This is a genomic window from uncultured Aquitalea sp. (assembly GCF_945957525.1).
Taxonomy (GTDB): Bacteria; Pseudomonadota; Gammaproteobacteria; order Burkholderiales; family Chromobacteriaceae; genus Aquitalea.
Window position 1 is genome coordinate 1 of the sequence record NZ_CAMFLA010000020.1, and the last position, 22,059, is coordinate 22,059.

Sequence of the window (22,059 nt, forward strand, 5' to 3'; positions counted from 1 at the left end):
AGGACGCTTCCGCTCAGAAGGCTCAAGCCGCTGAAGCTTCCGCTCCGGCCAAGAAAGCCAAGAAAGTAGCCAAGAAGGACGCTTCCGCTCAGAAGGCTCAAGCCGCTGAAGCTTCCGCTCCGGCCAAGAAGGCTCACAAAAAGCACGCCAAGAAGCACGCTGCCAAGAAGGTAGACGCTTCCGCTCAGAAGGCTCAGGCTGCTGACGCTTCCGCTCCGGCCAAGAAGGCTCACAAAAAGCACGCCAAGAAGCACGCTGCCAAGAAGGTAGACGCTTCCGCTCAGAAGGCTCAGGCTGCTGACGCTTCCGCTCCGGCCAAGAAGGCTCACAAAAAGCACGCCAAGAAGCACGCTGCCAAGAAGGTAGACGCTTCCGCTCAGAAGGCTCAGGCTGCTGACGCTTCCGCTCCGGCCAAGAAGGCTAAGAAAGCCGACAAGAAGGCTGCTTCCGCTTCCAAGTAATTCTGGAACGGCTACCCGGCGGCTTGCCGCCGGGGCAGTGACGTAGTACTTTCGGGGCGCATCTGCGCCCCGTTTGCATTTTGGAAAGCCCGCCAGTGAAACTCCCTCTTCTTGCCCTCTCGGTCTGCCTCGCCCTCCCCGCTACCGCCTTGCTTGCCAAACCCAACAAAGAGCAGTTGATTCTCTTTTTCGGTAAAGACGAACGCGTGCGCGTAGACCCGGACAGCGCTGACTGGCAACCGGTTGGACAACTGCAAACTCCCAGCCGGCTGGTGTGTACCGGCACGCTGGTATCGGAGGATGTGGTGCTGACGGCCGGCCACTGCTTCATCAACCGCAAGGGCAAGTATGAAGCGGCCACTACCTTTACGGTTGGCCTTGCCGGCGAGGAATACACCGAGCAGGTGAAAGTGCGCGAAGTCGAGGTCAGCAAGACCTTCCTCGCCGGGCTGGATCACCGCAAGGACGGCACTTATATCCCGAAGAAAATCGCCGGACAAGATTATGCCTTCGTGCGACTGGCCCAGCCCCTGGGCAAACAGCGCGGCGTCATTCCGGTGTTCAGCGGCGATGCTGCCGCGCTCAAACAAAAGCTGGCGGCAGGCCAATGGCTGGTGACCAATGGCGGCTACCCGCTGGACGATCTCACCCATCTGTTGGCACACAAAAATTGCCGCTCCACCGGCCTGCTGCCGGATGGTCGCCTCACTCATCGCTGCGACACCCTGGAGGGCAACAGCGGCTCGCCGATTCTGGCCCGTATCGACGGCAAGCTGATGCTGGTCGCCATCCAGAGCTCGGCCCCCACCGTGGACCGCCGTCAACTTGAAGACAATATGGCCATCAGCAGCCCCACCTTCTACCAGCAGCTGCAAGCCTTCATCCACAAGCGCTAAGAGCCGCCAAGCCAAGCTCCCAACGTCACTGAATCAAGCCCCACCCGACGCAAGCTGTACCCATTGCAGGGCCATAAGGCGCACCGCAGCCCAAACCACCGTCGACAAAGAAAAAGGGCCCGATATCGGGCCCTTGCTCCACTCAAGGCAAACGGTCAATCCGCCAGCGCCTGCTTCTGCAGACTCACCAGCCGGGCGATGCCTTCGCGCGCCAGCGCCATCATGATCTGCATTTCCGCTTCACTGAAGGGCTCGCCTTCCGCAGTACCCTGCACTTCCACAAAACGGCCGTCACCGGTCATCACCACGTTCATGTCGGTTTCACAGTCGGAATCTTCCAAATAATCCAGATCCAGCACAGCTACGCCCTGGTGAATGCCCACCGATACGGCGGCGACAAAATCCTTGAGCGGGCTATGCTCCAGCTTGCCGTCGCGCAGCAAGCCTTGCACCGCATCATGCAGCGCCACATAAGCGCCGGTAATGCTGGCGGTGCGGGTACCGCCATCGGCCTGGATAACATCGCAATCAATGAGAATCTGACGCTCGCCCAGCTTGGCCATGTCCACGACGGCCCGCAGCGAGCGGCCAATCAAACGCTGGATTTCCTGGGTGCGACCGCTTTGCTTGCCCGCGGCGGATTCGCGACGCATGCGCGAGCCGGTGGAGCGCGGCAGCATGCCGTATTCGGCAGTGATCCAGCCTTGCCCCTTGCCTTTGAGGAAGCCGGGCACGCCCTCTTCCACACTGGCGGTGCAAATCACCTTGGTGTCGCCGAACTCAACCAGCACCGAGCCCTCGGCGTGCTTGGTGTATTGCCGGGTGATGCGGATGTCCCGCAAGGATTCAGGGCTGCGCTGGGAAGGTCTCATGGCGATTCCGTAAAATAGAAAACGCGCTGATTATAGCAGCGCGTTTCTTCGGCAAACCTTGTCCGGTTCAACTTTTTGTCTGGTTCAACTTTCCTTCTTGCCGGACGGCATGGCTACCCGGCTGGCAAGAATCTCCTGATGCATCAGCTCCAGATTCGGGTCCATGATCACTCTGCCGGCATGGCGCGGCGGGGTCACCATGGTGTCCAAGGCATCGGGCCGGCCGGTGATGTCAGCCGCATCCTCCAGCAGGGTGACCGCCACGGCGGATAGATTGTCGCCCACCTTGCCGGCGCGGCGTTCAGCCACGTTCATCAGGGCCGGCATCACCTGCCCCACCGAGCGACCGATGAATACCTTCTCCATCTCCGTGTCAGTAATCTGCGACCACAGGCCATCTGAACACAACACGATCGATGCCCCCGGCGAGAGAAACTGCTTCTCGCCGATGTCGATGTCCGGGTCGCTGGTGGCGCCCAAGCAGTTGTAAATTTTGTTGCGCTCGGGATGGGTGCGCGCGCCCTCTTCGGTCAACTTGCCCTGATCAATCAGCCGCTGCACTTGTGAGTGATCGCGCGAGCGCAGTCGCATGCCCTGCTTGTCCAAGAGATACAGGCGCGAATCACCCACATGGCACCAGAACAACATGCCTTGCTGGATGATGGCCGCCACCACGGTGGTGCTGGGGATCTCCGGCAAACGTTGATCCGCGGCGTAGTCCAGAATGGCCTGATGGGTGGAGCTGATGGCATTGACCAGAAACCGGTTGGGGTGAGACAAGGTGGGCGTGGCCTGCTGGTAAAACAGCTCGCTCATCAGATCAATGGTGATCTGGGCCGCCACTTCGCCCTGCAAATGTCCGCCCATGCCGTCCGCCACCACCAGCAGCACCGCCTCGCGGGAGTGCGCGATGACCTGGCGGTCCTGATTGTAATTGCGGCCGCCAATCCGGCTTTCCTGAAAAGTGGATAGTTTCAAGGCGCTCTCCTCAGGACGACCTGCCGCCAGTCAAACCCTTGATCCAGCCTACCAGACGGGTAGCGCCGAACGAGGGTTCCGGCATGGGCTCGGGCTCGCTGTAGTCGGTTTCGATCAGCCGTTTCTGAATGGACATCACGCTAGGCGGGCGATCGTCAGGAGACAGGGCGAGACATTGATCGGTCAATTCGAGTAGCTCTTTCGAATAGGAGTGCTTGAAGAGTTTGCCAGCCGGCACCAGCTTGTCGGCTGCCATGCGCTCCTTGGCGATTTGCGGCGTGGAGCCGCCCATGCACACATAGAGGCAAGCCCCAACCGCATAGATATCGGTCCAGGGGCCCAGGGGTTGGTCTTTTTCGTATTGCTCGGGAGCGGCAAAGCCGGGGGTGTACATTGAGGCGAAATGCTTGTCGCGGCGCGACAGCGTTTGCCGGGCCGCGCCAAAATCCAGCAGCAGCGGGTGGCCGCCCCGACGCAGGTAAATATTGGCGGGCTTGATGTCCAGATGCAGCAGCCGGTGCAGATGCACTTCGCGCAAACCCGACAAGAGCGCGGCAAACCACTTGCGGATGCGGCGTTCCTCGATCTTGCCGCCGGCCACCTCGATCTCTCTACCCAGCGATCGACCGTCGGCATACTCCATCACCATGTAAACCGTCTGATTGGCGCGGAAGAAATTGCTTACATGCACCACATTGCCGTGATTGATGCCGGCCAGGATGCGCCCTTCCTCAAAGAAACATTTGAGGCCGAGATTGAAGGCGTCGCGATCCAGATCATGCGGCACGGTCACCATGCCTTCTTCATCGCGGCAGGCCAGATTGCGCGGCAGGTACTCCTTGATGGCGTACTTGCGGTCCGCGTCGTCCAGCGCCAGATAAACCACGCTGAAACCACCCACGGAAAGCTGACGGACAATGGTGTACTCGGCCAGGCGATAGCCCACGGGCAAGGCAGTCAGTTGGCTGGATTGAGTCATGAGATGGCAGTTGCTATAGTGTTTGCTGGCCCGGGATTGCGCATCCACCCCAATTCGGGCCCTGTAATTGTTATCACTTTACCGCGAAAGCAGGGGTTCCCCAATGATTCTTAGTATGACAGGCTTTGCCGCAGTTAGCAGAGACTTTCCCGGCGGCATGTTGAGCCTGGAAGTGCGTGCCGTCAACCACCGTTACCTCGACGTGCAGATGCGTCTGCCCGAAGAGTTGCGCGTCATCGAACCCCAGCTGCGCGAAATGGTGGCCTCCCGTGTTACTCGCGGCAAGCTGGAGTGCCGCGTGGGCCTCAATCAGCTGGATACCGAAGCCAGTACGCTGGAACTCAATCGGGATCTGCTCGCCTCCTTGCTGGCCGTCGCTGCCGATGTGGAACAAATGGCGCCGCAAGCAAAAGGGCTGTCGGTAGGCGAGTTGATGCGCTGGCCCGGCGTGCTCAAAACCAACACCCTGCCGCCGGAAGTACTGCAGCAATTGTGCCTGGAAAGCCTTGGCACTGCCTTGCAAGATTTCAACGCCTCGCGCGGCCGCGAAGGCGAAAAGCTCAAGGCCATCCTGCTGGATCGCGTCGATGGCATGGAAACGATCATCGCCGGCATCAAGCCGCGCCTGCCGTTGATCCTCGAAGCCTATATGAACAAGCTGTCCACGCGCCTGCAAGAAGCACTGGGCAATGTGGAAGACGACCGCATCAAGCAGGAATTCGCCCTGTTTGCGCAAAAGATCGATGTGGATGAAGAGTTGTCCCGCCTGGTGACGCACCTGACCGAGGTCAAGCGCATCCTCAAGGCGGGGGGCCAGACGGGCAAACGGCTGGATTTTCTGATGCAGGAACTCAACCGCGAGGCCAACACGCTGGGCTCCAAGTCGGTATCCACCGAAACAACCCAGGCCTCGGTAGAGCTGAAAGTGCTCATCGAGCAGATGCGCGAACAGATCCAGAATATCGAGTAAGCTTTCAGGCCGTGTCACATCGTGGCACCGAACCAACAAAAGCCCCGCAGATCGGGGCTTTTTCATTCTTCACAATGCTGAGGTGCGATAACAGCAAGGAACAAGCCCGGCCCAGCAGGGCATTGCTGGCAATTTCCTGTAACTTAACCATCGATAATCGTTTTGACTATCCTCGCTTTCCCAAGCAGGAGCCGAGCGATACAATCGCCGCATGCGGAAATTCACGAATAATTTCGACTTTTTACGTATGGCTGCAGCGTTATGCGTACTCTATAGCCATCAGTACGCCTTGATGGGACAAGCTGAGCCGGCGTTCTTTCCTGGTCAGACTTTCGGCTCAACCGGTGTCTTCATTTTTTTTGCCATCAGTGGTTACCTTGTCTGTGAGAGCTGGGTGCGAGAACCTCATGTCGGGCTTTTCGTTGCAAAGCGCATGCTCAGAATATGGCCTGGGCTGGCAGTCAATACGCTACTGTGTGCCTTGCTGCTCGGCCCGGTGGTAAGCCGGCTGCCTGCCAACGCCTATTTCGGCGCGCCGGAGCTATTCCACTATTTCTCAAACCTGTATTTCCGGATGACTTATTTTCTTCCGGGAGTATTTGAAGACAACCCCTATCCAGTAGCAGTCAACGGCTCTTTGTGGACGATTCCGCTGGAAATATCTTGCTACTTGTCCCTCATGTTTGCCGGCGTCATGACACTGCTGGGCAGGCGGCTACTCACACTTGGCATAACGGTTCTCGTAGCAGTATTTTATTTTTATCAACTGCCGCACTACGACAATCTGGCAATTAAACTGGCGCTTTTCTTTTACGCTGGTAGCTGCATGCAACTGTTCCGTGATTACACATCCCGTATGGGGGTGGTTGCGCCAGTTCTAGTCACAGGTCTCGCCGCACTGTTTCTCGGACAATCTACGCTGGCGTCGCTTTTGCTATTGCCCTATTTAGCCATTCAACTGGGAAGCCGCTCATATCCGGTTCTCAATCAAGCGGGCCGGTTCGGCGATTTTTCATACGGAACCTACATCTACGCCTTCCCCGTTCAGCAGACGCTGCTTCATCTTATGAGGGGGAGTGAGCTGCCACTGGCATGGTATCTGCTGTCATCCACCGTCATCACGATCCTGTTGGCGGCCATTTCATGGCACGCTATAGAACACCCCGCGCTCAAGCTCAAACACCAGCTTCCCAGATTACCGAGAAAAACAAAGAACGAAGTTACAAGGCAAGCAAATTAACCGGAACGAAACGGACCAAGCCAAGCAATCACCGGTTGCCAATAGGCTTGGCTATATGCCGGCAGTACCGGCGCATCATGCGGCAGCCCCTCCAGCGCAACCATGCGCTTGGGGCCTTGCAAGGCATGGTACAGGCGCAAACCCTGCTGATAATCGATAACCTCGTCGCTGCGACTGTGCAATAGCAGCACCGGCAAATTCACGCGGGAGAGCGCGGCTTCGCTATCCCAGACATCCGGCATCAGCGGCGCTATCCAGCTGGGTGCGCGACTGGCCTTGACCGCCTCTTCTCGCGCAGTAGCGAAACCGGAAGCGATGACCGCACCATCTACCTGCCCCTGCACATCCGGCAAGATATCGGCCAGCACGGCCGTTCCAAGCGAAAACCCCAGCAAGTAGCGCTTACTCGCCCCGGCTGCCCTGTTCTGAAACGCCTGCAGCGCAGTCAGTGCGTCTTCCCGCAAGTGAGCGACCGTGGGTCGTCCACTGCTTGCGCCATAACCGCTGTAATCGAACACCATGCTGGCGATGCCGTGCTGGTAAAGCATTTTCTGGATAGCGGCCCAATTGCCGATATTCTCCTCATCTCCGTGGAAAATCAGCACGGCTGGCGCGATCGGCGATGGTGAAACCCAACTTGCCATCAGTTGCCGGTCGCCGCTGGTCATTACCCACTGGGTGGAGGACACGCCCAGCTTGTCCGGCGTGTCTCCCTGCCAAGCGGCAGGCTCAAACCCCTGGGATTCAAGCAGCAGGAATACCGCCTCCCTCGCCACCCATGCGGACAACACCAGCAACGCCGCCAGCATGGCCTTGCGAAGCCAGTACAGCACCGGGAAGCCACCCAGCACGTACAACCCGGCCCCTCCGACATGCAGTGGTCCGCTCCAGATCCACCCTCGTTGCAGTGTTCGTTTGCCCACCTTGCTCTCCCCCGCCGTCCGCATCGTTTCACTGCTGTTCTTTCAACGTATGCGAAACCATAAGCAAGCCCAAGCAGCTTTACAATTCCCAACAAAAAAGCCGCCTTGCGGCGGCTTGATGTTGGCCGAAGGGGCCAGTGTCAGTTTTGCTGCCAGATCAGGCGCGCAATGGCCGAAGAGTCGAGCTCGCCCTCGCCCTGCTCCACCAGCTGGCGAATCAGTCCCTCTACGCGCTCCGCTTCGGGCAGCCGAATGCCCAACTCACGCGCGGTATCCAGCACGATGCCCATGTCTTTCAGGTGCAACTGGGCTTTGAAACCGGGCACGTAATTGTCGTCGATCATGCGTTGACCATGAATGTCCAGCACACGGCTTTGGGCAAAGCCACCCAACAAGGCCTCGCGCACCGGCACCGGATCCACGCCGCAAGCCTTGGCCAGCTTCATGACCTCCGCCACCGCCGCGACGCCCACGCCGACGGCAATCTGATTGCAGGCCTTGGCCACTTGGCCTGCTCCAGAGTCGCCAATGTGAGTGATCGTCATCCCCATGGCCTCCAGCGCGGGCTTTGCCCTCGCCAACGCTTCCGCTTTCCCGCCCACCATGATAGTGAGCGTGCCATTGACTGCGCCGACCTGGCCGCCGGAAACCGGACAATCAAGAAAATCGATGCCGGACTCGGCAAGCTTGCTGGCGATCGCGCGAGCGCCTATCGGCGAGATGGTGCTCATATCGACGCACACCAGCCCGGCGGACGCACCCTGCACCACGCCATCATTGCCCAGCAACACAGCCTCAACGTCCGCGGTATCGGAAACGTTGGTGACAACCACCTCCACACCTTGGGCCAGGCTGGACGGAGAGTCGGCCCAGCTTGCGCCAGCATCCAGCGCAGCCTGCGCCGACTCCTTGCGACGCGCCCATACGGTCACCTGATGGCCGGCTTTGAGCAGATTGAGCACGCAGGGCAAACCCATGATACCCAAACCGATGTAGCCCACTTTCATTGCATCTACCTCGCATTGCACAGTAAAGAGTCTAGCTTAACGCAAACAGGGAAGGTGCCAACAGAAACAGCAAGGGGAGAGAAAAGACAGGATTGTGCCCTGCCACGCAAACGCCTCAGGGGGTTGGGCGTCCGGCAAGCCAGGTCTCGAATTCGTAGGCTGCGCCGCTGGCCTGGGTTTCCAGAAAATAGACAAAAGCCAGTACTTCAGCCACCGCACGATAGAGCTCTTCAGGAATGTGCTTGTCCAGATCCACCTGCATCAGCAAGGAGACCAGTTCAGGGGAATCGTGGACGAAAACACCGCTTTCCTGAGCGCGTTCGATGATGCGTTCGGCCAACTGTCCATACCCCTTCGCAACCACCTGCGGAGAACGATTTCCCTCGCGGTAAGCCAGCGCCACGGCGGACTTGCGCCCAGCTTCACTCTCCGCTCTGGACGCCATCGTGTGTCACTTTGAGATTGGCCAGCGTCAAGCCGGCGGCCGCCATGCCGCTGGCCAGCTGATTTGCATTGCGCCGGATCAATGTGCTGGCCTCCTGATCATCCGCCTGAAAGCTGATTTGCACATTCTGCCCTACCAGGCGGATGCGGGCGTTGAGCCCGCCCAGCGCCGGCAATTTGAGCGACATGGACGTGGTCCATGCGCCCTGCTCTTCATCACTGCTGCCGCCCGTGCGCTCATTCGCTTCTTCCTGCTGGATCTGCAGTTGCACCGGCTGACCCGGCCAAGCCAGGCCGTTGAGTACCAATTGCTGATTTTCGATGACGTCCAGCTGGCGCTGCACCAGATTGGCTATTTCCGGCGCAGCGGCCCGCGCGGCTTGCGCCAACGTTGCGGAGTGCGACGGCTCCGGACTCTTGTCTGCCTGCGAGAGCTGACTTAGCGCGCTCTTGTCCCCTGCCGACAACAACCGGGACTGAGGCTCTTGTTGCAACTTGTGCAGATCGCCTCGCCCTTCGGTCCAGTCCTTCAGATGCGACTCATAAAAAAGGCCGCTTTGACTGATATTCTGTTTGAGATCCTGCGCCACCTCGGCCGGATTTTGCTCGGCCGCATTCAGACCGATATCCTGCATCGGCCTCGCTGGTTTGTCGCTCTGCAGCATGCCGGTAAGGTAACGCGAAGCCGGGCTGAGCACCACCTGTACCGAGCCGTCCTTGCTACTCTCTTCCGGTGTGGTCTGCTCTTGCAAGGCGAAGGTCAGCGTCGGGCTGAGATTGACCACCTTCAGGTTGAGCTTGTCGCCGCTGACATCCATGCCTTGCGGCACGTTGAGCGTGAACAGACCATTCTTGATCAATACCGCCAGCTGTCCATTGTCCTTGCGATCAAGCACTTGCGCATCCACCTGCTCGCCCACGACTAGCGGCGGCAGCTTGGGCGGCAATACGGACGCATCCAACAGGGCGCGCCCGCCCTCCAGCAGCAGACGAACGGTGGAAACTGTCTGCGGCGCAATACTGGTGGGCGGGAGTGACGGAATCATGAGGTTGAGTTATTACGGTACAAAGAGACGATCAGCTCTGCCTCGCTGCGGGAGATACCGCACTGGGCAGCCACTTCAGAAGCGGAGATGCCTTGCTTGATGAGTTCTATCGCTTGGTTGTACGGGCTGAGGCTGGCCGGTTCGCTGCGACCCTGTTGCTCTATGCGCGACAATAAGCGGGCAAGATCGCGCTGCAACGCGCTGATCTGCTGCTGCTGCTGATCCAGGTAAAGCGTGGTCACGGCGTCTCGTCGCGTTTCCAACCGGCGCAGGCGCCAGAACAAATAGCCGCAAGCGGCCATGGAAATCAGCCACAAGACAAGCATTAGGGATGGGAAAAGTGAACCTGACATACCAGACCTCTCTGACTCAGCTTCTTCCACTAAGTGTATGGTGAAACCGGCCGCAACCCAAGGTCGTCGCTCTAACGGGAATAGGTTTTTTGCAGACGCTGGTTCTGCGAAAGTGACTGCAACTCGATGCGCAAGCTTTCACTCCAGCCTTCCAACACGCCTTGCAGCGATTCGCGCCGCTCTTGCAACTGCCGCAATCGCGCTTTCAATGTGTCGTCCAGAAACTCCGGACGAGCTTGCAACCACGACACCAGCTCGGTAGTACCGCCTTCAAGCCGGCCAAGCTCTTGCAACAAGGCGTCGAGGTTCTGCTCCTTGATCAAGGGCTGAATCCGCTCTGCTTCGGCCAACAGGCCATCCAACAATTCATGCAGTTCAGTCAGTCCGGAAGATGGCGTCAAGCGGCTCATAGGGCCTGACTGGCTCCGGAAGCGGAACGCGACATGCTGTCACGATCCACCAGCTGCCAGGCCGGCAGGATGGTCTCAAGCAAATTGCGCACTTCCGCCAGCACCTCGAGATCATTCTTCAGGTTGGCGACGCTCAAGCGCTGCTTCATGTACAGATAGAGATCATTCAGATTGATGGCCGCATCGCTGTGCAGCTCCAGATCCAGCGACTCGCGCAAACCATCGATAATATCGATGGCCTTGGAAATCATGCGGGCCTTTTCATCATAACGCCCGACCTGAATCGCACTCGCCGCCTGATTGATGGCCTTGATGGCGCCCTCGTAGAGCATGACAACCAGACCCAGGGGGCTCGCGCCATAGACAGCCGTCTTGAGGGCGTCGTCTTCGTACGCCTTGTTGAATTGGCGAAGCATTTTGGAATTGAGCATAGTGCTACCCATCAATAGACTACTTGAGCAGGCCCGCCAGATTGGTGGTGGCCTGTTGCATTTGCGCCAGCGCCGAATTCAGCGCCGTGTATTGCTGGATGTATTGCGCCTGACGAGCCGTCAGCCGCGAATTAAGACTGGACTGTAAACTGTTTTCCGTGGTCAGGCGAGTGTTGATCGAGCTCTTGCTGGTCTCCACCACCCCGCTCGGCCCCAGCAGATCGTTGATGGCGGCATTGAACCGATCGCCAAAGCCGGTACTGCTGCTATTGCCGAAAAGATTGGCAACTGCTGTCGGATTGGAACTGAGCGCCTTGTTGAAAACAGTTTGATCCAGCTTCATGGTGCCATCTTTCTGGATGGAGATACCCACTTGCGCCAGATATGCAAAAGAGGACACCGGATCGGCACCGGCAACCGGATTGGCCAGAATACCGGTGAGTTTTTGCTGGATGGACAGAATCGAGGCGTTTGCCTTCAGACTCCCGCCGCGCGCCGAATCCACCGATGCCTTCACCTGATTGAAAGCGTCGACGAAGCCCTGTAGCGAAGCGGCGATGCCGCTATTGTCCGTCGACATGGTGATGGTGCTTTGCCCCACCTTGGTGATATCGACGTTGACGCCGCCGATGATGTCGGTCAAATGATTGCTGCTGGCGCTGACATTGACACCGTTGACAGTCAACTGGGCATTGCTGGCATTGTAAGACTCGCTTGCTGCCGTAGCACTCTGGGATAGCCCTGCCAGAGTTGAACCGCTGGCGGCACCGGAATCCGTACCGCCCGCCGAAATGCTGAACGCGTTGTCCGCACCGGAGCTCTTGGAAGCAAGCACCAGTTTGTACTGACCGTTGCTCTGCACAACCGATGCGGAAACACCCACACCGCTCTGATTGATACGATCCGAAATGGACTTCAGACTGACTGTATCGGTTGGCGACGGCGTGAGATTGATGGCGGTGGTTTTACCGCCCACGGTAAGGGAAATCGAAGTTGGGGCGCCCGAAAGAGCTGCAGCCGGGTCAGTGACTGCCGCGCCATTGAACTGGTCGAACACCAACTGACGCGGCTTAGCCAGCTGGGTGACGTTTAGCGTGTAACTACCCGCGACGCCGCCGGAGGTAGTGGTAACCCCGGCAACGCTGGTATCTGTGGAAGAGGCCTTGAATTGCTGGAGAAAAGCGCCGGTAGACAACTTGGAGGCGCTGGTCTGCAAGGCAGACAGGGCTGAGCCGATCTTGCCCAGATCACTCAGTTGCGTATTGAATTTGCTGACCCGTTGCTGGCTTGCCTGCAAGGGTTGCTGCTCAATCGTCATGAGCTGGCTGACAATAGTCTGCACGTCCAGCGGGCCGACGCTGGTAGTAATGGACGCCATGGGTGACTACCTCCTGCAAGTATCCTGAAAGCCAGCTCTCAGGCCTTGTCTTTAAGCAGCAGGCCCTTGAAATCCCCAATCGCTTTGGCGATGCGAATCGCGTCCTCAGACGGGATCTGGCGAATGACTTTGTTCGTATCCTGGTCGACAACCTTGACCACTTCGATACTGGTTTCCTTGTCGACAGAGAATTCCAGTTTGCTGGAATACATCTTGGCGACATCATTCAGTTGCTTCAGCGAGTCCTGAAGTTCCTGCTGAGTGGATTTTTTTTGCTGGGTCGCGTTCTGACTAGCCTGCTGGTTTGCCGAAGCATTTACTGCGGCCACCGCTGACGGAGAGTTCGGCAGTACCGAAGCCGCCGCATTGCCTTGCTCTGAGCCGCTCCCCTGCGCTAGTTCAACCTGTTGCCGGTTAGTAGGCTGCCCGGTATTGGCCACCGGCATGCCGTTGATGGTCGGGAATTGCATGATTAAGCTCCCTGCGCAAAAACCTCGGCTGGCGAACCCAGCCGAGGCCATTATCAATCACTCCTCTGACTGTAGACCAGATTTACTGCAGCAGCGTCAGTGCGGACTGGGTCAGGGAGTTGGACTGCTTCAGGATGGAGGTACCGGCCTGTTGCAGAATCTGGTTCTTGGTCAGGTTTGCGGTTTCCGAAGCGAAGTCCACGTCAACGATACGGCTGTTGGCGGCAGTCAGGTTGGTAACGTAGTTCTGCAGGTTGGCCACCACCGCGTCGAAACGGTTTTGTACGGCACCGAAAGTCGAACGGATGTTGGAAATCGCGCCGATGTCGCCATCAATAGCAGACAGTTGCGCCTGTGCGCCGGTTTGCGACAGCACGTTGATGGTGCCGGTGGCCGACAGTGCGCTGGCGTACGACTTCAGTGCGTTGGTACCACTGGTCAGGTCGGAAGCGGAAACCGACACGGTATTGTCGGTGGAACCGGAAGAGCCTACCTGGAAAGTCAGCGTGGAACCACCGGACAGCAGCAAGGTGCCGTTGAACTGCGTGGTTTGTGTGATACGCGAGATTTCCTGGGTCAGCTGGTCCACTTCCTTCTGCAGCTGCGAACGGTTGATGTCGGAGACCGAACCGTTGGAGGACTGAACCGCGATTTCACGGATACGCTGCAGGTTGTTGGCGATTTGACCCAGCGCGCCTTCAGCGGTCTGACCTACGGAAATACCGTCGTTGGCGTTGCGGATGGCCTGATTGTTACCGCGGATGGCGGAAGTCAGGGTCTGGGAAATGGCCATACCGGCCGCGTCATCCTTGGCGCTGTTAACGCGCAGACCGGAAGACAGACGTTGCAGGGACAGATTCAAGGCGGCATTGGAATTGCTCAGGTTGTTCTGTGCCTGCAGCGAAGCGATATTGGTGTTGACGACGAGTGCCATGGTGATTCTCCTTAGAGCATTCTTGGGGGCGAGGTTGCTGGCCTTGACTAGTTATCGTCGGTCCTTCGGCAAACTTTAGCCCCCATGCTCATTTTTTTGCGGTCTGCCCGATCAGGGCCTGTTGCCAGTCTTGCAGATGGTCCTCCAGCCAGTAATGGCGGTTAACCCAGGACCACAATTCATCCCCTTCGCGGTACGCCGCATCCAGATCGTGGACGCGAGCGCGAATGGCTTCGATCCAAAGACGACTCTCGTTGGCCAGACGGCATACCGGGGCATTGTTTGTCTGGTAGGGGAAGATGTCCGTGCAGATGACCGGCCAGCGCATGGCGCCGTACTCCAGCAAGCGAAGGTTGCTCTTGGCCTCGTTGAAGGCATTGATTTCCAGCGGGGCGATGGCGAGATCCAGATTCAGCGAGGCCATTTTCTCCGGATATTCGGCAAACACTGTCCAGCCGTACTCTTCAGCAACATACGGGCGCAGCTCGGGCAGGCACATGCCCATGAATACCCAGTCCACCTCCTTGTAGGTGGCCTTCACTACATCAATGATCAAGGCCAGATCGCCCTGGTGCTGCATGGCGCCTACCCAACCCACGCGCGGCTTCTTGCCCGCGCCGCGCTTTGAAGACAAGTTGTCCCACATATGGCGCGGCAAGCGATTTGGGATGACATGAATCTCGTCGATCATGTCGCGGCACGCGTCCGCCAGCGGCTCAGTAGACACCACCAGGCTGTCTACATTGGCCAGCATCTCCCGCAGTTTGGGCCGGGCGTCAGGCATGGTCTTTCGCCATATTTTATGCAGAATGCTCTTTTCAGGCAGAGCGCCGACCAGATCGTCAAGGCCGAAAACGATGCGCAAGTCCGGCAGGAATTCACGATACTGCCGCACCGCGTATTGCACGCCTTCTCGCAACATGGTGTGAATCAGCAAGACATCCGGCTGGAAACGTGCCATTTCCACCACCGATAGCACGGGCACACCGCCGTTTTCCGGCGGTGCCACCGCCACATCCACCCGACCCGCCTGCTGCAGGGCATGGAAAGGCAGGATAACGCGATAGTCGCCGCTGCCGCCTGGGGAAGGAATACCCAGCACCTTGTAACGCCCCGGCACACCCGGCGACCAAGGCACATCCCGCGTCGGCTCAAAGTATATTTCCTTGTTGCGCAGGGTGAGGTGGCGGTTGTAACCCGGATCGCGCGCAAGCACCGGCAGCCAGCGGCGCAACATGGTGCCCATTTCCTTTTGCTCCCGCACGGCCGCTTCCAGCGCGATGGCAGGTTCGAAAGTGAGCTTGCCGATGCTCTTGGCGTGGTGATGCACCACCGTGACATAGGGCGTGAACACATTCAGCAGCCCATGGCGCTGCAGTTTGAGACAGAAGTCCACGTCGTTGAAGAGCACAGTGAGTTCCGTCGCATCAAAGCCCCCGACCGCCTGGTACTTTTCCTTTGACACGAGCAAGCAGGCCGCGGTGACGGCGGAGTAGTTCTGTTCCGTCAGGAGGCGTTTCATGTAGCCTGGCTCGTCAAGCATGGCTTTTTCATAGACATGATCCGCTACCGACAGCGTGCCGCCCGGCATGCCTAGCACAATGCCGGCATGCTGTATGCGTCCGATTTCCGGATAAACCAGTCGCGGACCGACCGCACCGACTTCCGGCCGCTGCGCCAAGCCGATGAGACGTTGCAACCATTCTTTCTGGATGATCTCGGTATCGTTGTTGAGCAACAGCACATAATCGCCGCGAGCGGCCTCAACGCCGAGGTTGCACTGGGCGGAAAAGTTGAACTTGTCCGGATAAGGAACAATACGGAAGCGTTCGGGGTAATCCGCCACCCAGTCTTCATAAAAGCGGTGCGTGTCCGGGTTGGAGGAGCCGTTGTCCACCACGATGACTTCAAAATTCGGGTAGGCGGTATTGGCGAACAGGCTTTCCACGCAAGGCTGCAAAAATTCGAGCTTGTCCTTGGTGGGAATGATGATGGACACCATCGGCTCGCCGGTGACAGCAAAGTCGATATGCAGGGTATTGTCTTCATAGCCCTTAGAGACGGCGGCCTGGATGCCAAGACGGGCCAGATGCTGCTCCAGCGCCACTTGCCGCGCGGCTTCACGCTGATGATCAGCATCAAGGCCGTCCAGCGGGAACTGCAGCAACACTTCGTCGAGGTGCTTTATCGCATCCAGCCCATAGTTCTCCGCCAACCTCAGCAGGTGATTCCACACCTCCGCGCCGGGGTAGGCCTCGAAGCCGCCCAAGGCCACCAAGCCCTGGTAGGACATGGCTACCGCGCCGTCGATGTAGTCATAAGCGCGCAGATAATCCAGACTGAAGTCCGGTTTGAACATCGGCAGTACCGGACACTCCGGTTGCGTGTAGCTGTCGTGATCGGTATAGATGGCCAAGGCCTGCGGATGCTCGTTAGCCATATCCCCCAGCCTCAACATCAGCTGAGGCTCAGGTTTGGCACCCGCTTTGAGCAGCATTACCCAATCGCAGGGCAATTCCGCCATCAGGCCGTTCAGGGCCTGGGTATACAACACCGGGTCGTCCAGTGTTTCCACTTGCAACCAGCCCAAGGTGTCGTTGTCGCTGAAAATGGGATCCGGCTGCTCCCAGTCGGCCACCACAATGAGACGCCAACGCTTGTAGAGCTGCCGCTGCAGGGCATCCAGCGTGACGGAAAGGCGTTCTCGTTCGTTTTCCCTCACCGGCATAATCAGATTGAACAACGGTTGCTGCTTCCAGGTCAGCAACATGCGCTCAGCCATCATCTCGGCATCGATTTCGCGGACTTCATGCCTGTCGCGCCAGCCGCTCCATTCCCGATAGCTATCCGGAGACATGATCAGACGCAGGGTATTGTCCACCGGTGCGAGGCGGTTCAGGTCAAAACTGTCCAGCACGCTGGCCCGTGACTTGGGCAGCACGCTTTTGAGCGCCTCGACCCAGATGCCCAGCTTCTTCTCCAGCAAGCCATGCTGCTGAAGATAATCGAAACTGCGGTCGCGTAGACGCTGACGATGCGCCTTGTCTTCAATCAGCCGGGAAAGAGCGTTTTCCCAGCTTTCTGAATCGTTATCCACCACTTCGGCCAAACCGAGAGCTTTGGCTTCTGCATAGGCTGGCGCATCGCTCAGCACGCAGGCTGCGCCAACTGCGGTGTATTCCAGCCATTTAAGGTCCGATTTGCCAAGATTGAAGAGGCTTTCCTCCAGCGGCGCGATACCGATATCGATATTCAGGCGCGCCAGTTCCTTCAGATAATCGGGATATGCCGCGCCCTTTTGCACGATGCTGACATTATCCTGCCCCTCAAAGCCGGGCGGGACGCTCCCCCAGAAAACAAAACGGACATTCGGCGCGCCGAAACGATCATTGATGCGATGCAAGGCGCGCGCGATGATCTTCATGTCGTCCTGGTGAGTGGCGGTACCGGCAAAACCGATGGCTACTCGGGCATCCGGCTCATTCTCACGCTGCGGCAGGGCGGCAATGCGTGTCCCGGACAGCACGTTGGGGAACACCACCACCTTGTCGACAAAGGGGCGCAGCTTGTGCGCCAGCGGCTCGGTGCTGACCACGGCGGCAGAGAATAGATGCAGCTTTTCCCGCCAGATGCGTCCCAAGTTTGTGGGGTCGAATTCCGAGAACTGACGATGCGAAGCCGGCATGGCGGGCAACCAGTCATCCAGCTCGAAAATCATCGGTTTGCCGGTGATCTGCAGCTTGTCGATAAATGTCATGTTGTTCTTGCTGAACGCGGCGCGCTGAACGATGAAAACATCCGCCCAAGCTGCGAACTTCTCAATGTCCACGCCCTCGGCGCGACAACCCAGGCTGTTCTTGCCCGGATACGACACCACATCCAGCCAGGGGCTCAGCATGCTCAGGGGATCCAGCAATCGCAACCGCGCGCACGCGCCGTCCACCACATCTGCCGTGAGAATGCCCACACGCACTCGCTGGTCCGGCAGGGGCAATTCCCCTGCCGGCAATAGTGCCGGCGCTGGCGCCAGTCGAGTGGTGCGCAGGACCAGATCATGATCATTCAAGGAGGCCAGTTTGTCTTGCCACCCACTCACCCGCGACTGGGTATGGCTGATGAACTCCTTGAGTTCCTCCAGAAAAGCCTTGCGGGTTTCGGCGTATTTCTCGCTGACGAGATGCACGGTGGCGCGGGCCCGGGCGATGGCCTCATCACTGGCCCCCCAGGCGACGCCGTCATCGCCCAGATAGCTGTGCACCGGGCGCTCCATGGTCAGCGGATTGGGCAGATACACCACCGGGCAGCCGCATAGCAAGGCTTCGAAACAAGCGGTGGTGTGCTCATAGGTGTAGAGCATTTCAGCGCTGCGATAGAGTTCGGCCAACTGCTCAGGCGTGCGCACCGGCACCCGATAGGAAATCTCGGTGGAATCCGCAGTCAGCGGCAACGGCTCGCCGCCTTTGGCAAGATATCGATGCAGCCATACCAGCGACCCCTTGCGCTCCCCCGCACCCTCAGGGTGAAACACCGAGGTGTCCAGCAGCGGCACCTGCAGCAGGCCCGCCTGCCAACCTTCCGGCACGATGTCCCAGCCGTGGGTATAGACAATATCGTTCTTGCTCCAGCCCAACAGATCGATGGGGGTATCGGTCAGCCGTCCGGGAATGTTCAGCAGATAACGCACCACATGACGCGCTTGCAGCGGATTGCCGTGAATCACTTCCGGATAGATGACCACCGGTTCGCGGCCTTCCAGCCGGTGACGGTCGCCGATTTCCGGCTTGAGCACCGGTGTGTTCAGCTTGTCCGAGGTGCCCTCATTGATGAGATAAGCCTCCTCGCCCGATTCATTCAACCAGTGACACAGGTAATGCATGGCGCGCACGCCGCCGGAGGTTTCCCGGAAAGGCGGGCAGTAGATGTAGTACGGCGCGTGACGACGGTTTTCGGAATCAGAAGAGGAGTGAGACATACCGGCCTCGGAGGTTGGTGTTTGTTGAAGTTTCAGCAATAGAAAGACTTGATGCCCTGGCAGACCTGACGGACCTGATCCATGGTCATTTCCGAATACAGCGGCAAACGCAGCAATGTTTCGGACACGGCGCGCGTCACCGGCAAGTCGCCGTGCGCGCGGCCAAAGCGCAGGCCCGCAGGGGAGTCATGCAACGGCACGTAATGGAAAACCGCGGAAATATCCAGCCGCTTCAAGTGGCCGATAAGGGCGGCGCGCTCGTCGTTGCCGCGGCAGCGCAGATAGAAGATGTGACCGTTTTCCGGCACATGCCCGCACCCTTGCGGCAACAGAAAGCAACCGCTTTCGCTCAGTGGCTCCAGCAAGGTCATGTATTTGGCGTACAAGGCCTTGCGGTGCGCGTTGATGCGCTTGGCCTGCTCCAGTTGGGCGTAGAGAAAGGCTGCGGTCAGTTCGCTGGGTAAAAAAGAGGAGCCGATATCCACCCAGGTGTACTTGTCGACCTCGCCGCGGAAAAAAGCCTTGCGATTGGTGCCCTTCTGCCAGATGACGTCGGCTCGTTCCTGCAATGCCGGGTTGTTGATCAGCAAAGCGCCGCCTTCGCCGCTGATGATGTTCTTTGTTTCGTGAAAGCTCAGGCAGCCAAGATCGCCGATGGCGCCCAGCGACTGTCCCTCGGACTGCGCTAGGATCGCTTGCGCCGCATCCTCGATCAGTAACACGCCATGCCGCTTGGCAATGGCTTTCAGTGCCTCCATGGCGCAGGGCTGCCCGGCGTAATGTACGGCGACGATGGCACGGGTACGGAGCGTAATGGCGGCTTCCACCTGCCGCTCGTCGATATTGAGCGTATCCGGGCGGATATCGACAAATACCGGCACGCCTCCGCGCAGGACAAAGGCGTTGGCGGTGGAAACAAAGGTGAAAGAAGGCATGATGACTTCATCGCCCGGACCGATATCGGCCAGGATGGCGGCCATCTCCAGCGCGGCAGTGCAGGAATGGGTCAGCAAGGCCTTGGGCGTGCCCAGGCTGGACTCCAGCCATTGCTGGCATTTGCGGGTGAACATGCCGTCGCCGGCGATGGAGCTGCCCATGACGGCCTGAGCGATATAAAACAGCTCTTTGCCGACGATGAAAGGTTTGCCGAAGGGGATTTTCTTGCCCAGACTCATGCCCTAGCCTCACTGAAGGTACGTTGCCTTCCGGTTGTTCAAGCCTGCCTTGACGCGCATGGCTACCCATGGCCATGCGGTCGCGATGAGGCGATGGTATCTCGTCCGGCGGTTTTTGGCATGCCTCTTTATGGAAAAGGCATGGCGGAGCGGTCAGGCGGATCGCGCGTGGGAGGCGATCAGCGTCGCGGCCTGATCCAGATTGAGCTGGGTAAGCTGATCGGCCGAGAGCGTGTCGAAACAGTGGAAGCGCTCATCGCACGCCATGAGGAAGCCCACCACGGTGAAGGAGTCGATCTGCCGGAACAGGGGAAGACTGTCGTCCAGGCCGGTCTTGCCTTCGCCGGCGAGGTAATCAACGATCCACTGGCGCACATCGGTCATGCTGCATTCTCCAGAATGTGTATGAGCCCCGAGCCTGGGCTCAGGGCAGGTTGACGGAGCGGATGCCCATGCTGACCAGCCGGCTGCCGGCTGCCACCGCATCCTTGACCACGCAGCCAATGCCGATCGAGCAGCCTTCGCCCACCTCCGCGCCCGGCAACACCACGCATTGCGAGCCGAAAATGGTGTGCTTGCCGATGCGCACATCACCGCACACCTTGTCGCGCGGGCCATCGCCTGGCTGCTGGTAGTCATCGCTCTTGGTGAACACGCTGCAATGGGTGGAGAAACCCACGCCGTCGTCCAGTACAATCGCGCCGCCGGTGCCGCCCAAAAAGCAGAACGGTGAAATATGCACCTTGCTGCCGGTTTCGATATGGCCGGTCAGTACGGCGAAATCGTCGATGCGGGTGCCTGCGCCCAGCTTGCCGCTAATGGCGTGGAAGACAGCGCGGCGCGATACCGTCACGCCCTCGCCCACTTCGGCAAACCCCAGCGCAAGCAACTCCTCCCGCGCAAGCGGGCTCATGGCGGACGTCATGGCGGGCATCAGATGAACAGGTCGAAATCGTTGATGGGCTCCACCACCTCGCCGGCCGCCATCCGCTCCAGCAGCAGGTTGGATTCGTGACGGATGCAGTGGAAGGTGCAATGGCGCGCCGGATCGACACGATTCATCACCACCGAGCGTCGATCACCCTTCCACAGTTCTTCCAGCGATACCTTGGCGATGTCGCCGATGCGCATATTGAGGTTGCCGCGATGGTAGGGACAAACGTAGGCGCCGCTGGGCGTAATGACGGTGCGAAGCTCCGCGGTAAGGCAGCGGTTATAGGGTTTGATCTGCGTGCCGACGCCCTTCAGGGCTTCTTCCAGTGTGAAGGGCGCGATGATCTTGAAATTGTCGCTGGCCAGCGCATGAATGCGCTTGAGGTGCTCGTTCACCGTATCCACCACGGCATGATCCTGCTGCTGCAGGAAGTGCATCATGTCGAAAGCGGGCTTGACCTCGAAGTAGTCGCAACCGATGTCCTTGGCCAGATTGGCGGCTTTCTCGATATCCACGGCATTGGTGCTCTCCAGCGTGCCGTCAGCGCGGTACTTGGACAGCAGCAGGAAGGAATACCCCAGCAGGCCGGTGCGCTTTTGGGCCATTTCGCGCATGTTGTCGATCACCAGATTGAACTGGGACTTGCCACTGGCGTGCGGACGGAACTCGGCGAACACCTCTTCACTGCCCGCATCCACCGACACCCGCAGCCAACTGGTCATGGTGGCGCATTGCTCCATGTAGCGGTTGAGCAAAGTGCCGTTGGTGGTTACGCCCACCTTGATGCCCGAGCGATACAGCGACTCCACCAGCGCGCCGAATTTCGGATGCGCCATCGGTTCGCCGCCGCCGATCAGCACTACCGCGCGCACGCCGTGCTGGGCAAACTCTTCGGCCAACTTCAGCAAACGGTCATTGTCGATGCCGCCCTGATTCAGCAGATTGGCGCTGATGCAGTCATGGCAGGCCAGATTGCAGGCCGTGGTGGGGTCCAGCTCCACCACAAAGGGGGCGGTATTGCTCTTGTTCCACAAGAACCGGTTGATATAGTCCTGCACGGTTTCCTGCTTCAGCTTTTCTACCAGCGAAAGCGGACGAGAAATCTGGCTCACGATGCGACTCCTGGGGAATGTGGCGCCCGCCTGGGCGGGCTGCCGCCAAGTCTGGCGAGGATGACTCGGCGGCG

The 22,059-nt window shown here is 58.9% G+C and carries 22 protein-coding genes; 4 read left to right on the plus strand and 18 right to left on the minus strand.

The genetic code is table 11. The annotated features are described in order from the left end of the window. Both Q0P52_RS16195 and Q0P52_RS16200 read left to right on the plus strand, forming a co-directional pair. Positions 1–461 (plus strand): hypothetical protein (locus tag Q0P52_RS16195; RefSeq protein WP_293813775.1); only part of this gene is annotated, 461 nt, incomplete at its 5' end. Between the two features lie 95 nt (positions 462–556). Further along, positions 557–1,357, plus strand: a complete 801-nt coding sequence (locus Q0P52_RS16200; protein ID WP_293766251.1) for a trypsin-like serine protease — start codon at positions 557–559, stop codon at positions 1,355–1,357. 155 nt (positions 1,358–1,512) lie between these two features. Here the strand turns inward: Q0P52_RS16200 and rph are convergent, their stop codons facing one another. The 3 genes from rph to Q0P52_RS16215 all read right to left on the minus strand — a co-directional run bounded on the left by rph (position 1,513) and on the right by Q0P52_RS16215 (position 4,186). After that, entirely contained in the window at positions 1,513–2,229 is a 717-nt protein-coding gene (rph, locus tag Q0P52_RS16205) for a ribonuclease PH (protein WP_293766250.1), read from the minus strand. Between the two features lie 84 nt (positions 2,230–2,313). Next, positions 2,314–3,207, minus strand: coding sequence for a protein phosphatase 2C domain-containing protein (locus tag Q0P52_RS16210; protein WP_293766249.1), 894 nt, complete (start codon positions 3,205–3,207; stop codon positions 2,314–2,316). 10 nt (positions 3,208–3,217) lie between these two features. Continuing rightward, positions 3,218–4,186 (minus strand): serine/threonine-protein kinase, encoded by a 969-nt coding sequence (locus tag Q0P52_RS16215; protein ID WP_293766248.1) that lies wholly within the window; start codon positions 4,184–4,186, stop codon positions 3,218–3,220. Positions 4,187–4,289: 103 nt separating this feature from the next. Between Q0P52_RS16215 and Q0P52_RS16220 the strand changes: the two genes are divergently transcribed. Together Q0P52_RS16220 and Q0P52_RS16225 are read left to right on the plus strand one after the other, a co-directional pair. Continuing rightward, positions 4,290–5,156 carry a YicC/YloC family endoribonuclease gene (locus Q0P52_RS16220; RefSeq protein ID WP_293766247.1) on the plus strand — a complete coding sequence of 289 codons (867 nt, stop codon included), beginning with the start codon at positions 4,290–4,292 and terminating at the stop codon, positions 5,154–5,156. Between the two features lie 211 nt (positions 5,157–5,367). After that, a complete protein-coding gene (locus tag Q0P52_RS16225) occupies positions 5,368–6,396 on the plus strand; it encodes an acyltransferase (protein WP_293766246.1) in 1,029 nt (342 codons plus the stop codon). Here the strand turns inward: Q0P52_RS16225 and Q0P52_RS16230 are convergent. From Q0P52_RS16230 to Q0P52_RS16300, 15 genes are all read right to left on the minus strand, one after another. Then, positions 6,393–7,319 carry an alpha/beta fold hydrolase gene (locus Q0P52_RS16230; protein ID WP_293766245.1) on the minus strand — a complete coding sequence of 309 codons (927 nt, stop codon included), beginning with the start codon at positions 7,317–7,319 and terminating at the stop codon, positions 6,393–6,395. The genes Q0P52_RS16225 and Q0P52_RS16230 overlap by 4 nt on opposite strands. Before the next feature lie 140 nt (positions 7,320–7,459). Beyond that, positions 7,460–8,326, minus strand: a complete 867-nt coding sequence (locus Q0P52_RS16235) for an NAD(P)-dependent oxidoreductase (RefSeq protein WP_293766244.1) — start codon at positions 8,324–8,326, stop codon at positions 7,460–7,462. A gap of 115 nt (positions 8,327–8,441) precedes the next feature. Then, entirely contained in the window at positions 8,442–8,729 is a 288-nt protein-coding gene (locus tag Q0P52_RS16240; RefSeq protein WP_366062577.1) for an EscU/YscU/HrcU family type III secretion system export apparatus switch protein, read from the minus strand. 19 nt (positions 8,730–8,748) lie between these two features. Next, the gene (locus tag Q0P52_RS16245; protein WP_293766242.1) at positions 8,749–9,816 is read right to left on the minus strand and encodes a flagellar hook-length control protein FliK; all 1,068 of its coding nucleotides are present in this window, start codon (positions 9,814–9,816) and stop codon (positions 8,749–8,751) included. Continuing rightward, on the minus strand, positions 9,813–10,058 hold the full coding sequence (locus tag Q0P52_RS16250) for a DUF2802 domain-containing protein (RefSeq protein ID WP_293766241.1): 246 nt from the start codon (positions 10,056–10,058) through the stop codon (positions 9,813–9,815). The genes Q0P52_RS16245 and Q0P52_RS16250 overlap by 4 nt, the downstream gene beginning before the upstream one ends. Before the next feature lie 182 nt (positions 10,059–10,240). Beyond that, positions 10,241–10,579: a hypothetical protein gene (locus Q0P52_RS16255; protein ID WP_293766240.1), complete on the minus strand. Its 339-nt coding sequence runs from the start codon at positions 10,577–10,579 to the stop codon at positions 10,241–10,243. Further along, complete coding sequence (gene fliS / locus Q0P52_RS16260) at positions 10,576–11,010, minus strand: flagellar export chaperone FliS (protein WP_293813776.1); 435 nt, start codon at positions 11,008–11,010, stop codon at positions 10,576–10,578. The genes Q0P52_RS16255 and fliS overlap by 4 nt, the downstream gene beginning before the upstream one ends. Before the next feature lie 19 nt (positions 11,011–11,029). After that, the gene (gene fliD, locus Q0P52_RS16265) at positions 11,030–12,388 is read right to left on the minus strand and encodes a flagellar filament capping protein FliD (RefSeq protein WP_293766238.1); all 1,359 of its coding nucleotides are present in this window, start codon (positions 12,386–12,388) and stop codon (positions 11,030–11,032) included. 38 nt (positions 12,389–12,426) lie between these two features. Continuing rightward, on the minus strand, positions 12,427–12,858 hold the full coding sequence (locus tag Q0P52_RS16270) for a flagellar protein FlaG (protein ID WP_293766237.1): 432 nt from the start codon (positions 12,856–12,858) through the stop codon (positions 12,427–12,429). Between the two features lie 82 nt (positions 12,859–12,940). After that, on the minus strand, positions 12,941–13,792 hold the full coding sequence (locus Q0P52_RS16275) for a flagellin (RefSeq protein ID WP_293766236.1): 852 nt from the start codon (positions 13,790–13,792) through the stop codon (positions 12,941–12,943). Between the two features lie 88 nt (positions 13,793–13,880). Beyond that, complete coding sequence (locus Q0P52_RS16280) at positions 13,881–18,764, minus strand: glycosyltransferase (RefSeq protein WP_293766235.1); 4,884 nt, start codon at positions 18,762–18,764, stop codon at positions 13,881–13,883. 32 nt (positions 18,765–18,796) lie between these two features. Next, a complete protein-coding gene (gene rffA / locus Q0P52_RS16285) occupies positions 18,797–19,939 on the minus strand; it encodes a dTDP-4-amino-4,6-dideoxygalactose transaminase (protein ID WP_293766234.1) in 1,143 nt (380 codons plus the stop codon). 153 nt (positions 19,940–20,092) lie between these two features. After that, on the minus strand, positions 20,093–20,323 hold the full coding sequence (locus Q0P52_RS16290) for a hypothetical protein (protein WP_293766233.1): 231 nt from the start codon (positions 20,321–20,323) through the stop codon (positions 20,093–20,095). A 40-nt stretch (positions 20,324–20,363) separates the two neighbouring features. Next, positions 20,364–20,864: an acyltransferase gene (locus Q0P52_RS16295; protein WP_293766232.1), complete on the minus strand. Its 501-nt coding sequence runs from the start codon at positions 20,862–20,864 to the stop codon at positions 20,364–20,366. Positions 20,865–20,872: 8 nt separating this feature from the next. Beyond that, entirely contained in the window at positions 20,873–21,985 is a 1,113-nt protein-coding gene (locus Q0P52_RS16300) for a radical SAM protein (RefSeq protein WP_293766231.1), read from the minus strand. Positions 21,986–22,059 lie beyond the last annotated feature (74 nt).

What these genes read in the sequence shown, in the direction of transcription:
- Q0P52_RS16220 (WP_293766247.1), top strand. Translation starts at nt 4,290, where the DNA reads ATGATTCTTAGTATGACAGGCTTTGCCGCAGTTAGCAGAGACTTTCCC.
- Q0P52_RS16275 (WP_293766236.1), bottom strand. Translation starts at nt 13,792, where the DNA reads ATGGCACTCGTCGTCAACACCAATATCGCTTCGCTGCAGGCACAGAAC.
- Q0P52_RS16225 (WP_293766246.1), top strand. Translation starts at nt 5,368, where the DNA reads ATGCGGAAATTCACGAATAATTTCGACTTTTTACGTATGGCTGCAGCG.
- Q0P52_RS16270 (WP_293766237.1), bottom strand. Translation starts at nt 12,858, where the DNA reads ATGCAATTCCCGACCATCAACGGCATGCCGGTGGCCAATACCGGGCAG.
- Q0P52_RS16295 (WP_293766232.1), bottom strand. Translation starts at nt 20,864, where the DNA reads ATGACGTCCGCCATGAGCCCGCTTGCGCGGGAGGAGTTGCTTGCGCTG.
- rph (WP_293766250.1), bottom strand. Translation starts at nt 2,229, where the DNA reads ATGAGACCTTCCCAGCGCAGCCCTGAATCCTTGCGGGACATCCGCATC.
- Q0P52_RS16215 (WP_293766248.1), bottom strand. Translation starts at nt 4,186, where the DNA reads ATGACTCAATCCAGCCAACTGACTGCCTTGCCCGTGGGCTATCGCCTG.
- Q0P52_RS16290 (WP_293766233.1), bottom strand. Translation starts at nt 20,323, where the DNA reads ATGACCGATGTGCGCCAGTGGATCGTTGATTACCTCGCCGGCGAAGGC.
- fliS (WP_293813776.1), bottom strand. Translation starts at nt 11,010, where the DNA reads ATGCTCAATTCCAAAATGCTTCGCCAATTCAACAAGGCGTACGAAGAC.
- Q0P52_RS16280 (WP_293766235.1), bottom strand. Translation starts at nt 18,764, where the DNA reads ATGTCTCACTCCTCTTCTGATTCCGAAAACCGTCGTCACGCGCCGTAC.
- fliD (WP_293766238.1), bottom strand. Translation starts at nt 12,388, where the DNA reads ATGGCGTCCATTACTACCAGCGTCGGCCCGCTGGACGTGCAGACTATT.
- rffA (WP_293766234.1), bottom strand. Translation starts at nt 19,939, where the DNA reads ATGAGTCTGGGCAAGAAAATCCCCTTCGGCAAACCTTTCATCGTCGGC.
- Q0P52_RS16235 (WP_293766244.1), bottom strand. Translation starts at nt 8,326, where the DNA reads ATGAAAGTGGGCTACATCGGTTTGGGTATCATGGGTTTGCCCTGCGTG.
- Q0P52_RS16255 (WP_293766240.1), bottom strand. Translation starts at nt 10,579, where the DNA reads ATGAGCCGCTTGACGCCATCTTCCGGACTGACTGAACTGCATGAATTG.
- Q0P52_RS16245 (WP_293766242.1), bottom strand. Translation starts at nt 9,816, where the DNA reads ATGATTCCGTCACTCCCGCCCACCAGTATTGCGCCGCAGACAGTTTCC.